The organism is Knoellia koreensis (genome assembly GCF_013041615.1).
In the GTDB taxonomy this organism is placed as follows: Bacteria; Actinomycetota; Actinomycetes; order Actinomycetales; family Dermatophilaceae; genus Pedococcus; species Pedococcus koreensis.
In genome coordinates this window covers 1,614,384-1,627,359 of record NZ_JABEPQ010000001.1, presented here as the reverse complement: position 1 = coordinate 1,627,359, position 12,976 = coordinate 1,614,384, and the positions used below count along the sequence as shown (strand labels likewise).

General features: G+C 69.3%; 13 protein-coding genes. 3 read left to right on the top strand and 10 right to left on the bottom strand.

Annotated features, from left to right (window positions below; genetic code table 11):
* Nucleotides 1–5: 5 nt before the first annotated feature.
* Together HJG52_RS07955 and HJG52_RS07950 are read right to left on the bottom strand one after the other, a co-directional pair.
* A complete protein-coding gene (locus tag HJG52_RS07955; RefSeq protein ID WP_171242903.1) occupies nt 6–305 on the bottom strand; it encodes a DUF1905 domain-containing protein in 300 nt (99 codons plus the stop codon).
* A 28-nt stretch (nt 306–333) separates the two neighbouring features.
* Nucleotides 334–900, bottom strand: coding sequence for a GNAT family N-acetyltransferase (locus HJG52_RS07950; RefSeq protein WP_171242902.1), 567 nt, complete (start codon nt 898–900; stop codon nt 334–336).
* Nucleotides 901–1,017: 117 nt separating this feature from the next.
* Between HJG52_RS07950 and HJG52_RS07945 the strand changes: the two genes are divergently transcribed.
* Nucleotides 1,018–1,479 carry an SRPBCC family protein gene (locus HJG52_RS07945; protein ID WP_171242901.1) on the top strand — a complete coding sequence of 154 codons (462 nt, stop codon included), beginning with the start codon at nt 1,018–1,020 and terminating at the stop codon, nt 1,477–1,479.
* Nucleotides 1,480–1,567: 88 nt separating this feature from the next.
* On the opposite strand, the gene HJG52_RS07940 is transcribed toward HJG52_RS07945, so the two are convergent.
* From HJG52_RS07940 to HJG52_RS07905, 8 genes are all read right to left on the bottom strand, one after another.
* Entirely contained in the window at nt 1,568–2,905 is a 1,338-nt protein-coding gene (locus HJG52_RS07940; RefSeq protein ID WP_171242900.1) for a hemolysin family protein, read from the bottom strand.
* A 98-nt stretch (nt 2,906–3,003) separates the two neighbouring features.
* Entirely contained in the window at nt 3,004–3,741 is a 738-nt protein-coding gene (locus tag HJG52_RS07935; protein ID WP_171243156.1) for a VIT1/CCC1 transporter family protein, read from the bottom strand.
* Between the two features lie 10 nt (nt 3,742–3,751).
* On the bottom strand, nt 3,752–4,060 hold the full coding sequence (locus HJG52_RS07930) for a 4a-hydroxytetrahydrobiopterin dehydratase (RefSeq protein ID WP_171242899.1): 309 nt from the start codon (nt 4,058–4,060) through the stop codon (nt 3,752–3,754).
* Between the two features lie 131 nt (nt 4,061–4,191).
* Nucleotides 4,192–5,346, bottom strand: coding sequence for an ABC transporter ATP-binding protein (locus tag HJG52_RS07925; RefSeq protein WP_171242898.1), 1,155 nt, complete (start codon nt 5,344–5,346; stop codon nt 4,192–4,194).
* Nucleotides 5,343–6,473 carry an ABC transporter ATP-binding protein gene (locus tag HJG52_RS07920; protein ID WP_171242897.1) on the bottom strand — a complete coding sequence of 377 codons (1,131 nt, stop codon included), beginning with the start codon at nt 6,471–6,473 and terminating at the stop codon, nt 5,343–5,345. Before HJG52_RS07920 ends, HJG52_RS07925 begins: the two co-directional genes overlap by 4 nt.
* 108 nt (nt 6,474–6,581) lie before the next feature.
* On the bottom strand, nt 6,582–7,616 hold the full coding sequence (locus HJG52_RS07915; RefSeq protein WP_171242896.1) for an ABC transporter permease subunit: 1,035 nt from the start codon (nt 7,614–7,616) through the stop codon (nt 6,582–6,584).
* Complete coding sequence (locus HJG52_RS07910; protein WP_171242895.1) at nt 7,613–8,623, bottom strand: ABC transporter permease subunit; 1,011 nt, start codon at nt 8,621–8,623, stop codon at nt 7,613–7,615. The genes HJG52_RS07915 and HJG52_RS07910 overlap by 4 nt, the downstream gene beginning before the upstream one ends.
* Nucleotides 8,624–8,725: 102 nt before the next feature.
* A complete protein-coding gene (locus HJG52_RS07905) occupies nt 8,726–10,402 on the bottom strand; it encodes an ABC transporter substrate-binding protein (RefSeq protein ID WP_171242894.1) in 1,677 nt (558 codons plus the stop codon).
* Nucleotides 10,403–10,578: 176 nt separating this feature from the next.
* Here HJG52_RS07905 and HJG52_RS07900 point away from each other — a divergent pair, with 176 nt between their 5' ends.
* Complete coding sequence (locus HJG52_RS07900; RefSeq protein WP_171242893.1) at nt 10,579–11,010, top strand: (deoxy)nucleoside triphosphate pyrophosphohydrolase; 432 nt, start codon at nt 10,579–10,581, stop codon at nt 11,008–11,010.
* A gap of 75 nt (nt 11,011–11,085) precedes the next feature.
* On the top strand, nt 11,086–12,975 hold the full coding sequence (gene typA, locus HJG52_RS07895; RefSeq protein WP_206069982.1) for a translational GTPase TypA: 1,890 nt from the start codon (nt 11,086–11,088) through the stop codon (nt 12,973–12,975).
* Nucleotide 12,976: the final 1 nt, after the last annotated feature.

The window sequence follows — 12,976 nt, the reverse complement described above, 5'->3', positions numbered from 1 at the left end:
TCCCGTCAGTGTCGGTCGGCGACCTGCAGGGTCAGGCGCACCACGACCGTGTCCCCCTTGCCGATGCCCTCGGCCTTGCGGACGGCATCCTTGAGCGGCAGCAGGTACCCGCCCTCGCGCGGGAACAGTGAGGTCGTGAACTCGGTGTCACCGAGCGTTGCTGCCGCCGGGATCGCGCCCCAGCCGTAGGTCAGCATCGCCTTGTGGTCCTCGATCACCCCGGCTTCGTTCTCGGGCAGGGGCACGAAGTAGTAGGGCGCCGGCCCGCGCCACTCGATGACCTGGCCCTCGAACTCCAGCTCCATGCCCTGACGGTAGGGGACGGCACCGACCTCAGTGTCGTGCCCACTGCTCCCGTGTGATCTCGTACCGGAAGCCGCCGCGCTCCGCCCCCTCGACGCCCATCATGTCCTCGGGTGTGGGGACCTCACGGACGACGGACATGCCGACCTTCTCCATCACCCGCTGCGACGAGAGGTTCAGCGCCATGGTCTCGCCCCAGACGACGTTCACACCGAGCTCGGCAAAACCTTTGTCCACCAACGCAGTCGAGCCCTCAGTCGCGTAACCCTTGCCCCAGGCGGCCCGGCGGAGCCGGTAGCCGAGCTCGACTTCGTCCAACGGCCCGTTCCTCTCCGGCCGCAGGCAGAACCACCCGACGAAGTCGCCCGTCTCTTTCTCGTGGCCCGCGAACAGCCCGAACCGGCCCTCCCAACGCTCGTAGGCGGCCAGCAGGCCCGGGATGAGCTGGTCACGGACGGCATCGTCGGACATCGACGGCGCGCCACCAGTGAGGAACCGCATCACTGCGGGGTCGCTGTCGAGCTCAATGAGCAGGTCTGCGTCCTGGGCCGTGAACTGGCGCAGCACGAGGCGCTCGCTCTCGAGGTAGTCGCTCATGGTGGAAGCATGTCGATAAAGATCGCTGTCACCAAATGGGTTTCGGCCGGCGCTGCCCCTGGTGACAGGGCGTGTCAGCTGGCGGCGACGGACCGCGTGCGGTGGTTGGATGGCGCCATGCCAGACACCAACGAGACCACGGTCGTCACCGCCAGCCGTGAGGTCGACGCCGACGCCGCGACCATCTTCGAGCTGATCGCCGACCCGTCGCGCCAGCCCGAGTGGGACGGCAACGACAACCTCGAGCAGGCGGACCCAGGTCAGCGCGTCAGAGCGGTCGGTGACGTCTTCACGATGATCCTCACCAAGGACCTCGCGGTCAGGCAGAATCACGTCGTCGCCTTCGAGGAGGGTCGGCTCATCGCGTGGCGCCCCTCCGAGGTTGGCAAGCCGCAGCCCGGCCACGAGTGGCGCTGGCAGCTCGAGCCCCTCGACGACGGTCGCACCCTCGTCACCCACACCTACGACTGGACCGACCTCATCGACGAGAAGCGCATGGTCCGCGCCCGCAACACCACCGAGGCCAACCTGCGCGCCTCGCTCGACCGCCTCGCCACCGCGGCAACGGCGACCGGCTGACCACGGCGCGCGTCACTTGTTGCCGGCTCTGCGGCATACCGGCCCACAAACCGGCGGGTATGCCGCGCGGCCGGCAACGAGTGCGGGCTCAGTCCGCGGTGGCGGGCTTCTCGGCGGTGCTGTCGGCGGTCTCAGCGCCGGGCAACGGCGTCTCGACACCCGGCGTCAGGCGCACCCGGGTGACCGCGTGGCCAGCGACCTCGAGCACTTCGAAGCGCCAGCCGCCGACCTCGACGACGTCCCCGGCCGTGTCGGGCACGCGCCCCAGCAGCTTGAGCACGAGCCCGGCGACGGTGGTGAAGTCCGCCGAGGGGGGCAGGTCCAGGTCCACCCCCACGTCGACGAGGTCGTGCACGGGGTAGGTGCCCGGCAGCACCAACTCGCCGTCGTCGCTGCGCAGCGCCTCGGCCACGGCGGGGTCGGTCTCGTCCCAGATCTCGCCGACGATCTCCTCGAGCAGGTCCTCGAGGGTGACGATGCCGTCGACCGACCCGTGCTCGTCGATGACGATGGCGAGCTGCTGGCGCTCCTCCCGGAACCGGTGCAACGCCGCCAGCACGCGCACCGTGTCCGGCAGCATCAGCGCGGGCTGCGCCCGCAGGGTCACCGGCGCCGAGTCGTCCCCCTCGACGAGAGCACCCCAGTGCACGACGCCGACGACCTGGTCGAGGTGGTGGCCGCGGGTCACGGGTGCACGCGAGTGCCCAGCGTCGGCCAGCATCCGGCGCGCCTCGGCCACGGTTGCGTCCGCGGGGATGGCCAGCACCGACCCGCGTGGGACGAGGACGTGGCGCAGCATGCGGTCCTGCAGCTCGAGGGCGCCGCTGATGATGTCGCGCTGGCTCTGGTCCAGCTCGGGGTTGCTCGTGACGAGGTCGCGCAGCTCCTCCGGCGAGATCTCCTCGGCCTCTGCCTGCGCGCGCCCGCCGAGCAGCTTGACGACGACGTTGGTGGAGGCGCCGAGCAGGGCGACGGCAGGTCGCGAGATGGTGGCCAGGGCGTTGAGCGGCCCGGCGACCGCCAGCGCCCAGGGGAGGGCGCGCTGCATGGCGATGCGCTTGGGCGCCAGCTCACCGACCACCAGCGTGATGAACGCCAGCACCAGCGTGATCACCGCGACGGTCACCGGCTCGGCGGCTCCGCCCATGAACGCCAGGTGCGGCACGAGCGGTTCGGCCAGTGACACCGCGGCGGTCGCCGAGGCGAGGAAACCCGCGAGGGTGATGCCGATCTGGATCGTCGCGAGGAATCGGTTGGGGTCACGGGCGAGACGCACCAGCCGCATGGCGCGTGCCCCGCCCGAGCGCTCGAGCGCTCGCAGCTGTCCCTCCCGCAGCGACACCAGCGCCATCTCCGAGCCGGCGAACGCGGCATTCAGGATGACGAGAAAGGCAACAAGGGCAATGTCGAGCCAATAGCCAGACATGGCTGGGGAGGTTCACCGGTCCTTCGGTTGGGGGCGTGAGTCGCGTTCAACGTCCAGTGCCGCAGCCGAGTTCCCGGTCGGGCGAGGATGCGCGCCGCTCAGACCTGGGTGCCGACGAGGGCACCGATCGCATAGGTGACGACCATGGCGAGTATGCCGCCGCCGACGTTGCGCAGGACGGCTGGCCTGACCGGTGCGTCGCCGAGGCGCGCGCTGCCCCACCCGGTGAGCCACAGGGCAAGGACGACCGCGGCGGCGGTGACCCACACGTGCGCGCCGGCCGGGACGACGAGGATGGCGACGAGGGGGAGCAGGGCGCCGATGGTGAACGACGCCATGGACGCCCAAGCGGCATGCCAGGGGTTGCTCAGGTCGTCCGGGTCGATCCCGAGCTCGGCCTCGGCGTGGGCGCCGAGGGCGTCGTGCGCGGTGAGCTGTTCGGCGACCTGGTGGGCGAGGTCGGGGGTCAGGCCCTTCGCCTCGTAGATGCCGGCCAGCTCCTCCAGCTCGGCCTTGGGCATCTCCCGCAGCTCGCGCTTCTCCTTGGCCAGCAACGCCCGCTCGGTGTCGCGCTGGGTGCTGACCGAGACGTACTCGCCCGCGGCCATGCTCATGGCGCCGGCTGCGAGTCCGGCGATCCCCGCGGTGGCGATGGCCGTGCGGCTGGTGGTCGCGGCCGCCACCCCGATGACGATGCCAGCCGTCGAGACGATGCCGTCGTTGGCCCCCAGAACCGCCGCCCGCAGCCAGTTGAGGCGGGCGCCGATGCCCTGTCCGTGCGCCTCACCGGCGTGGGTCGGGTCGTGGGGCTCGTGAGCGGGGTCGTGCGCGGCCATGGCTTCGGTCTCAGCCACGGGGCTGCGCCTTGAGTCGGGCGGCGGCTTCGGAGATGCGGTGCGCCAGCTCGACGTCCAGCTGCGTCAAGCCGCCCTCGGAGTGTGTCGAGCAGGTGAAAGTCACTGTGCGCCAACGGATGTCGATGTCGGGGTGGTGGTCCATGCCTTCCGCCTCGAGGGCTACCTCGTCGACGATCCGGACGCCGGCGAGGAAGTCCGGTGCCTCGTAGGCCGCGGTGATCGCCTCACCGTCGCGCCGCCAGCCGGGCAGGTCACGCAGCTGGCGCTCGATCTCCTCGTCATCCAACAACCTGGGCATGGCCATACTCTCGCAACCCGAGCTGTCGTTGTCACCGAAGGACAGCCTCCCCTTCCCGCGGCATACGGCAGCGTCTGCGCGAACGGTCGCCATGGCCACCATTCACGCAGACGCAAGCCAGCGCGAGCGGGTCAGAGGGCCTCTTGGATGGATGCCGGGCCCATGAGGTCCTCGTCGCCGCCGAGGTCGCTCTGCTCGGTGATCTGCGCCTTGACCTCGTGCGGCTTGAGCTCGCCCGAGGCGATCTGCTCGGCCCAGTGGCAGGCGACGCGGTGGCCGGGGGAGACGCCCTCGAGCTGCACGCTGCGCAGCTCGGGCCGCTCGGTGTCGCACCGCGTCTCCTGCCGCCACGGGCAGCGGGTGTGGAACCGGCAGCCCTTCGGCGGGTTGGCCGGCGAGGGCAGGTCGCCGGTGAGCAGGATGCGCTCGCGGCGGTCCTCGACCACCGGGTCGGGCACCGGCACCGCCGACATCAGCGCGCGCGTGTAGGGATGCAGCGGGTGCTCGTAGAGCTCCTCGGCGTCAGCCTCCTCGACCAGGGCGCCGAGGTACATCACGCCGATCCGGTCGCTGATGTGCCGCACGACGGCGAGGTCGTGGGCGACGACGAGGTAGGTCAGGCCGTACTCGTCCTGCAGCTCCTCGAGCAGGTTGATGACCTGGGCCTGCACCGACACGTCGAGCGCCGAGACCGGCTCGTCGGCGACGATGAGCTTGGGGTTGACCGACAGGGCGCGGGCGATGCCGATGCGCTGACGCTGGCCGCCGGAGAACTCGTGCGGGTACTTCTTCAACGCCGCGGCGGGCAGGCCGACCGCCTTGAGCAGCTCGCGCAGCCGGGCGTTCGCCTCCTTCTCGTTCTTGGCGAGGCCGTGCGCCTTCATGCCCTCGAGCAGCAGCGACTCGACCGACTGGCGCGGGTCGAGGCTGCCCATCGGGTCCTGGAACACCATCTGGATGTCCTGGCGCTTGCGCCGCAGCGTCTCGCCGGACAGCGAGGCGATGTCGACGCCGTCGAACTCGACCGTGCCCTCGGTGGGCGGCTCGAGGTTGAGGATCGCACGCCCGAGCGTGGACTTGCCGCAGCCGGACTCACCGACGAGGCCGTAGGTCTCACCACGCCGGATCTGCAGGTCGACCCCGTCGACGGCGTAGACGTAGCCGATGGTGCGGTCGAAGATGACGCCCTTCTTGATGGGGAAGTGCACCTTCACGCCGCGGACGTCGACGAGGACGTCACCGTCCTTGGGCGCGGCGGCCGACGTGGTCTCGGCGGTGGCGGTCATCGCGACTCCTCCATGGTCGGGTCGCCCTTCGGGTCGTCAGTGGGGTATGCCGCGTCGCGCGGCTGGGTGCTGGTCGGCGCCTGGGCGTCGGGCGTGCGGCCGCTTCGGACCTCGTCGTCGATCGGGTTGAAGCAGCGCAGCGCGCGGGTGCCCTCCTCGACCAGCTCGGGCTGCTGCTCGCGGCACACCTCGATGGGTTGGGAGCACCGCGGCGCGAAGGCGCACGCGCTCGCCCAGGGCAGGTTGTCCGACACAGAGCCCGGGATGGGCGTGAGTTTTTGCCCGCGCGTCCCGTCGAGACGGGGGATCGAGTTGAGCAGGCCCCACGTGTAGGGGTGGCGTGGTTCGGCGAACAGCTCGTGCCGGTTGCCGCGCTCGACGATCTTGCCGGCGTAGAGGACGTTGACGCGGTCGACGAGCCCGGCGACGACGCCGAGGTCGTGGGTGATCATGATCAGCGCGGTGCCGGTGTCCTCGACGAGCTCCTTGAGCAGCGCGAGGATCTGCGCCTGGATCGTCACGTCCAGGGCCGTGGTCGGCTCGTCGGCGATGAGCACGCGCGGCTGCGCGGCCAGCGCGATGGCAATGAGCGCTCGCTGGCGCATACCGCCGGAGAGCTGGTGGGGGTAGTCGGTGAGGCGCCGGTTCGGGTCGGGGATGCCGACCTTCTCGAGCATCTCGCGGGCGATCGGCGTGGCCGCCTTGCGGGACAGCCCGCGGTGGCGCTCGAGCACCTCGGTGACCTGGATGCCAATCGGGACAACGGGATTCAGCGACGACAAGGGGTCCTGGAAGATCATGCCGAGGTCGGCGCCGCGGCGGTCACGCATCTGGTTGCGCGACAGCTTGAGCAGGTCCTGGCCGTTGTAGAGGACCTCTCCTTCGATCTTCACCCCGCGCTCGGGGAGCAGGCCCATGATGGCCAGCGACGTGACGGACTTGCCACAGCCCGACTCGCCGACGAGGCCGACGGTCTGGCCCGGGCGCACGTCGAAGCTGACGCCGTCGACGGCCACGAAGGGCTGCTCGCCGGAGCGCTGGAAGGTGACCTTGAGGTCGCGCACCGACAGCAGGGGCCCGGCATCCTCGCCGCGGCGGGTCTGGATGTTCTCGATGGTCTCGGTCATGCGACGACTCCCTGAGGAAACGAGCGAAGAAGGAGTTGGGTCCCACGCTTTGCATGGGCGGCCCGCAAGGGCGAGGAGCAGGGCCAATGCAGCTCGGTCACGGTCGACCTACCTCCTGCTCTTGGGGTCGAGGGCTTCGCGCAGGGACTCGCCCATGAGGGTGAAGCCCAGCGCCACGACGATGATGCACAGGGCCGGCCAGATGGCCAGCGCCGGGTAGTCGTAGATGAACCTCTGGGCGGCACCGAGCATCTGACCCCACTCGGGCTGACGGTCGTCGGGGTTGCCGAGGCCGAGGAACGACAGCGCGGCCGCGTCGATGATCGACGTCGCGACCACGAGGGTGGCCTGGACGATGACGGGTCCCATGGCGTTGGGGAGCATGTGCCGGAAGACGATCGCCGAGCGCTTCACGCCGAGGGCGCGAGCCGCGAGGACGTGGTCGCTGGCGCGTTGGGCGAGCATCGACCCTCGTAGCAGCCGGGCGAAGACCGGCACCTGGACCACGGCGATGGCGATGATGACGGTCCACTGGCTCGGCCGGGCCGCGATCGCGGCGATGGAGAACGCGAGCAGCAGCGAGGGGATCGACAGCATGACGTCGACGATGCGCATGACCAGGGAGTCGACCCAGCCGCCCAGGGCACCGGCCAGGGTGCCCAGCGTGAGGCCGCCCAGGAAACCGAACAGCGTTGCCATGACACCGACCACGAGGGTCTGGCGGCTGCCGACGATGAGGCGCGAGAAGATGTCGCGGCCGGCGTTGTCGGCCCCGAGCGGGAACCCGGGCCTGGCTGCCGGGATCGGGTTGGTCTGCTGCCGGACCTCAGTGATGAGCAGGCCCTTGGCGGGGTCGTGCGGCGCCAGCCACGGAGCGAAGATCGCGACGATGACGAAGATCGTCGTGATCGCCAGGCCGAGCAGGAAGACCGGGTTGCGGCGCAGCCGGCGCCATGCGCTGGCCAGCAGCGACACACCGGTGCTCTCCTCGACGTGGCCGGCGTCGTCGACCGTGGCGACGGCGACACCGCCGCCTGGTTGGGCATGGTCGCCGCTGCGGTGGCGGTCGCCCGCCGTCGCAGCCAACGAGTCGATGCGGTCCTTCTTGCTGTTCGGGTTCAACGGGTTGGGCACGCGACTCACCTCGTCCGCACTCGGGGGTCGATCACGGCATACGCGATGTCGACGAGAAGGTTGACGATGACGAAGGTGACTGCCGCCATCAGGATGCACACCTGCAGGACGGCGTAGTCACGACGCTCGAAGGCGATGGCGAGGGCCTCGCCGAGTCCTGCGTAGGAGAACACGCGCTCGGTGAGGACGGCGCCGACGAGCAGGCCACCGGTCTGCAGGCCGATCGTGGTGACGACGGGAAGCAGCGCGTTGCGCAGGACGTGCCGGCCGCGGATCACCTTGTTGGTCAAGCCCTTCGACTCGGCCGTGCGCACGTAGTCCTCGTCCAGCACCTCGAGCACGGACGCGCGTGTGATGCGGAAGATCACCGCGAACGGGATGGTTGCGAGCGCCAGGGACGGCAGGATCAGGTGCTTGATGGCATCCCACGACGCGTCGTACTCGCGGGTCAGCAAGCCGTCGAGGACGAAGAACCCGGTCACCCGGGTCGCGTTGATGTCGGGGTCCTGGCGGCCGGACACGGGCAGCCAGTGCAGCTTGATCGCGAACCAGTACTTGAGCAGGAAGGCGAGGAAGAAGACCGGGACGGCGATGCCGATGAGCGAGCCGACGATGGACAGGTTGTCGAAGATCGAGCCGCGCCGGCGGGCGGCGAGGTAGCCCAACGGGATGCCGAGCGCCACCGCGATGACGAGGGCGAAGAACGCCAGCTCGATCGTGGCGGGGAAGCGGGTCAGGAAGACCTGGAAGGCGTCGGTGCCCGGTTGCACGCCGGTGCTCGAGCCGAACTGGCCGGTGAGTGCCCGCTTGAGGAACTCCCAGTACTGCACCCAGATGGGCTGGTCGAGCCCGAGGGCCTTCTCGAGGGCGGCGCGGCGCTCGGGGGTGGCGCGCTCGCCGAGCATGGCCGACACGGTCCCTCCGGGCAGCGAACGCAGCCACAGGAAGACCAGCAGCGAGAGGATCAAGACGACGCCGACCATCTGCAGCAGTCGTCTGACGATGAACCTGATCACGGGGTGTGGTTCTCCTTCACTCGCGACTGTGGCCGCCCCAGCGACGCTGCTGGGGCGGCCACAGTCTTACCGAAGTGGTGTCTGACGTCACCTGTCTCCGGGTTACTTCTGCACGGTCACCGTCGAGAAGGTCTCGGCGGTCAGCGGGCTCGGGACGAGACCCTTGACCTTCTCGCTGACGACCAGGGCCGGCGGGGAGTGGCTGATCGCCAGACCCGGCAGGTCCTGCTCCATGATCTGCTGGTTCACCTTCTCGTATGCCGCGTTGCGCTGGCCCTCGTCGACGATCGAGTCGGCCGCGTCGAGGTCCTTCGACAGCTGGGCACCGTAGGAGGTGGCGGAGGTGTGGAAGTCGTTCGCCTTGAGGTTGGCGAAGAAGGTGCCGATGAAGTTGTCGGCCGAGTTGTAGTCACCGGTCCAGCCGAGCAGCCACGCGTCGTAGCCGCCGTTGTCGACGGTGTCGAGGTAGCCACCGTTCCACGGCTTGGTGTTGACCTGGACCTTGATGCCGACCGCCTCGAGGTCACCGCGCAGGGCCTCGTAGATCTTCTGGGGGTCCGGCATGTAGGGCCGCGAGACCTCCGACGGGTAGGCGAACAGCAGGGTCATGCCCTCGGCGCCCGCCTCCTTGAGGAGCTGCTTGGCCTTCTCCGGGTTGTACTCGTACGGCTTCAGGCTCTTGTTGTAGCCGGCCACGGTGTCGGGCATGAACTGCGTCGCCACGGTCGCACCCTCGGGCAGCTGGGTCTTGACCAGCTGGTCACGGTTGAGGGCGTAGTAGAGGGCCTGACGGACCTTGAGGTCCTTGAGCTTGGGGTTCTTCTGCGGGTTCAGACCCATGTAGAGGATGTTGAACGCCGGGCGGATGAGGACGTTGTTGCCCTGGTCCTTCAGCCCCTTCCAGTCGGCCGGGTTCGGCAGGTCGTAGCCGTCGATGCTGCCGGCCTCGAGCTCCTGACGACGGGTCGACTCGTCGGGGATGATCTTGAAGACGAGCTTGGCCGTCTTGGCCTTCTCGCCCCAGTAGTCGTCGTTGCGGACGAGCGTCACGGTCTTGTTGGCCTCGTCGAACTTGTCCAGCTTGTACGGGCCGGTGCCAACGGGGTTCTTGGAGTAGGCCGGGTAGCCGAAGCCCTCACCCTGCTTGGTGACGTTGTTGGCGTCGCCGTCCTTGAGCGCCTTGGGCGACTGCATCGAGAACGAGTCGAGCGACAGCGCCGTCGGGAACTTCGAGGTCGGGCGGCTGATCTTGATGACCGCGGTCATGTCGTCCTTGGGCGTGCAGCCCTGGTAGAGGGCGTTGGCGGCGTCGGACTTGAAGGAACCCATGACGTCGGCCCAGTAACCGGCGGGGCCACCGGCGGCGACCTCGTTCTGGTCGAACATGCGCTCGAAGTTGTAGCAGACCGCGGCTGCGTTGAACGGCTCGCCGTCCCAGAACTTCACGCCGTCGCGCAGCTTGAAGGTCCACTCCTTGCCGTCGGAGGAGGACTCCCAGCTGGTGGCCAGCTCGGGCTGGATGTCGGCGGTGCCGGGCTTGATGCCGACGAGGCCCTCCATCATCTGACGGGTGACCCGGAAGGTCTCACCGTCGGTGGCGTAGAAGGGGTCGAACAGCTCGGGGGCACCGGCGGCGCCGAACGTGATGGTGTCCTTGACGTCGCCACCACCGCTGTTCGAGCTGCTGCCGCTGCTCCGGTCCGACTGCGCACAGGCGGCCAGGGTGAGGGCGAGCGCGGCCGTCGCGGCGACGGGTGCTGCCTTCCGCGTGAACTTCATGAATACCTCGCTTGTCTGCGATCTCTGGTCGGTCCCGGTCGGGGCGCCAGGGGTGGTGCAGTGTTCCTCCGTGAGTGGGCACGCGTGCGCACACCCTTCAGCGGTTGGTCAGGGACCCTAGCGAGAACTACGGTTCCTGAGACCACCCACGACGAAAATTGACAAAAGTGAGACCCATGGACGAAAGCCCGCCGCCGCTGCGGTCGGTGGTCGGTGCCGCGATCGTCGACGACCTCCAGCGGCCGACGCGGTTGCTCGCGGCGCGCCGCACCGAGCCGCCGGCGCTCGCAGGCGGCTGGGAGCTGCCAGGTGGCAAGGTCGACCCGGGGGAGAGCGACGTCGAGGCCCTGCACCGCGAGCTGCGTGAGGAGCTGGGGGTCGAGGTCGAGCTGGGCGAGGTCGTGCGCGGCCCGCTCGCGGATGGCCGCTGGCCGCTCGGTGACACCTTCGCCATGACCGTCTTCTGGGCGCGGGTCACCGAGGGCGAGGTGGCGCCCATCGAGGACCACGACGCCCTGCGCTGGCTCACCAGCCGCGAACTGTATGCCGTGTCGTGGCTGCCTGCCGACGTCCCCATCGTGGGAGTCATCGCCGACCGGCTGGGGTGAGCACGCGGCATACCTGTCGCCCGTGCGTGGCGCCGGTGGTCAGGAGCGCCCGAAAAGCCTGAGACAATGGTGACCATGGCTTCACAGACCCGCGACGACATCCGCAACGTCGCCATCGTCGCCCACGTCGACCACGGCAAGACCACCCTGGTCGACAAGATGTTGTGGGAGGCGGGGGCGTTCGGCGAGCACCAGCACGTCGACGAGCGCGCGATGGACTCCGGTGACCTCGAGCGCGAGAAGGGCATCACCATCCTCGCGAAGAACACCGCGATCCACTACGGCGGCAAGGCCGCGGTGGACGCCGGGCTCGCCGACGGCGTCACCATCAACATCATCGACACCCCCGGTCACGCCGACTTCGGTGGCGAGGTCGAGCGCGGCCTGTCGATGGTCGACGGCGTCGTCCTGCTGGTCGACGCCTCCGAGGGACCGCTGCCGCAGACCCGGTTCGTGCTGCGCAAGGCGCTCGCCGCCCGCATGCCCGTGGTGCTGTGCATCAACAAGGTCGACCGCCCCGACAGCCGCATCGCCGAGGTCGTCGACGAGGTCTACGAGCTGTTCATGGACCTCGACGCCGACGAGGACCAGATCGACTTCCCGATCGTCTACGCCTCCGCCAAGGCCGGCCGTGCGTCGCTGAACCGTCCCGAGGACGGCGGCCTGCCCGACGCCGACGACCTCGAGGCGCTGTTCGCGACGATCCTCGACACCATCCCCGCGCCGACGTACGACGACGAGGCGCCGCTGCAGGCCCACGTCACCAACCTCGACGCGTCGAACTTCCTCGGCCGCCTCGCGTTGCTGCGCGTGCACAACGGCACCATCCGCAAGGGCCAGCAGGTCGCGTGGATCAAGACCGACGGCAGCACCGAGCGGGTCAAGATCACCGAGCTGCTCATGACCGAGGCGCTGGACCGCAAGCCGGCCGAGCAGGCCGGCCCCGGCGACATCATCGCCATCGCGGGCATCGCCGACATCATGATCGGCGAGACCCTTGCCGACGCCGAGAACCCCGTGGCTCTGCCCGTGATCACCGTCGACGAGCCCGCCATCTCGATGACGATCGGCACCAACACCAGCCCGCTCGTGGGCCGCGGCCCGACCAAGGGCACCAAGGTCACCGCGCGCATGGTCAAGGACCGGCTCGAGAAGGAGCTCATCGGCAACGTCTCGCTGCGGGTGCTGCCGACCGAGCGCCCCGACACCTGGGAGGTGCAGGGCCGCGGCGAGCTGGCCCTGGCCATCCTCGTCGAGCAGATGCGCCGCGAGGGCTACGAGCTCACCGTCGGCAAGCCGCAGGTGGTGACCCGCCAGGTGGACGGCAAGCTGCACGAGCCGGTCGAGCGCCTCACGATCGACACCCCCGAGGAGCACCTCGGCGCCATCACCCAGATCCTCGCCGCCCGCAAGGGCCGCATGGAGCAGATGACCAACCACGGCACCGGCTGGATCCGGATGGAGTTCCTCGTGCCGAGCCGTGGCCTCATCGGCTTCCGGACCGAGTTCCTCACCGAGACCCGCGGCACCGGCATCGCCCACCACGTGTTCGAGGACTACGAGCCGTGGTTCGGCACCATCACGACCCGCACCAGCGGCTCGCTCGTGGCCGACCGCGCGGGTGCCGTCACGGCATACGCCATGGTCAACCTCCAAGAGCGCGGCACGCTGTTCACCGAGCCGGGCACCGAGGTCTACGAGGGCATGATCGTCGGGGAGAACTCCCGCGCCGACGACATGGACGTCAACATCACCAAGGAGAAGAAGCTCACCAACGTGCGCGCCTCCTCGGCCGACAACTTCGAGAAGATCGTGCCGGCCCGCAAGCTGAGCCTGGAGCAGTCGCTGGAGTTCTGCCGCGAGGACGAGTGCGTCGAGGTGACCCCCGACGCGGTCCGCATCCGCAAGGTCGAGCTCGACCAGACCCTGCGCGCCCGCGCCGCTGCCCGGGCGCGCAACGCCTGAC

Excerpts from the sequence above, each read along its gene's own strand:
- typA (WP_206069982.1), top strand. The coding sequence starts at position 11,086 with ATGGCTTCACAGACCCGCGACGACATCCGCAACGTCGCCATCGTCGCC.
- HJG52_RS07945 (WP_171242901.1), top strand. The coding sequence starts at position 1,018 with ATGCCAGACACCAACGAGACCACGGTCGTCACCGCCAGCCGTGAGGTC.
- HJG52_RS07925 (WP_171242898.1), bottom strand. The coding sequence starts at position 5,346 with ATGACCGCCACCGCCGAGACCACGTCGGCCGCCGCGCCCAAGGACGGT.
- HJG52_RS07935 (WP_171243156.1), bottom strand. The coding sequence starts at position 3,741 with ATGGCCGCGCACGACCCCGCTCACGAGCCCCACGACCCGACCCACGCC.
- HJG52_RS07900 (WP_171242893.1), top strand. The coding sequence starts at position 10,579 with ATGGACGAAAGCCCGCCGCCGCTGCGGTCGGTGGTCGGTGCCGCGATC.
- HJG52_RS07955 (WP_171242903.1), bottom strand. The coding sequence starts at position 305 with ATGGAGCTGGAGTTCGAGGGCCAGGTCATCGAGTGGCGCGGGCCGGCG.
- HJG52_RS07905 (WP_171242894.1), bottom strand. The coding sequence starts at position 10,402 with ATGAAGTTCACGCGGAAGGCAGCACCCGTCGCCGCGACGGCCGCGCTC.
- HJG52_RS07930 (WP_171242899.1), bottom strand. The coding sequence starts at position 4,060 with ATGCCCAGGTTGTTGGATGACGAGGAGATCGAGCGCCAGCTGCGTGAC.
- HJG52_RS07940 (WP_171242900.1), bottom strand. The coding sequence starts at position 2,905 with ATGTCTGGCTATTGGCTCGACATTGCCCTTGTTGCCTTTCTCGTCATC.
- HJG52_RS07920 (WP_171242897.1), bottom strand. The coding sequence starts at position 6,473 with ATGACCGAGACCATCGAGAACATCCAGACCCGCCGCGGCGAGGATGCC.
- HJG52_RS07950 (WP_171242902.1), bottom strand. The coding sequence starts at position 900 with ATGAGCGACTACCTCGAGAGCGAGCGCCTCGTGCTGCGCCAGTTCACG.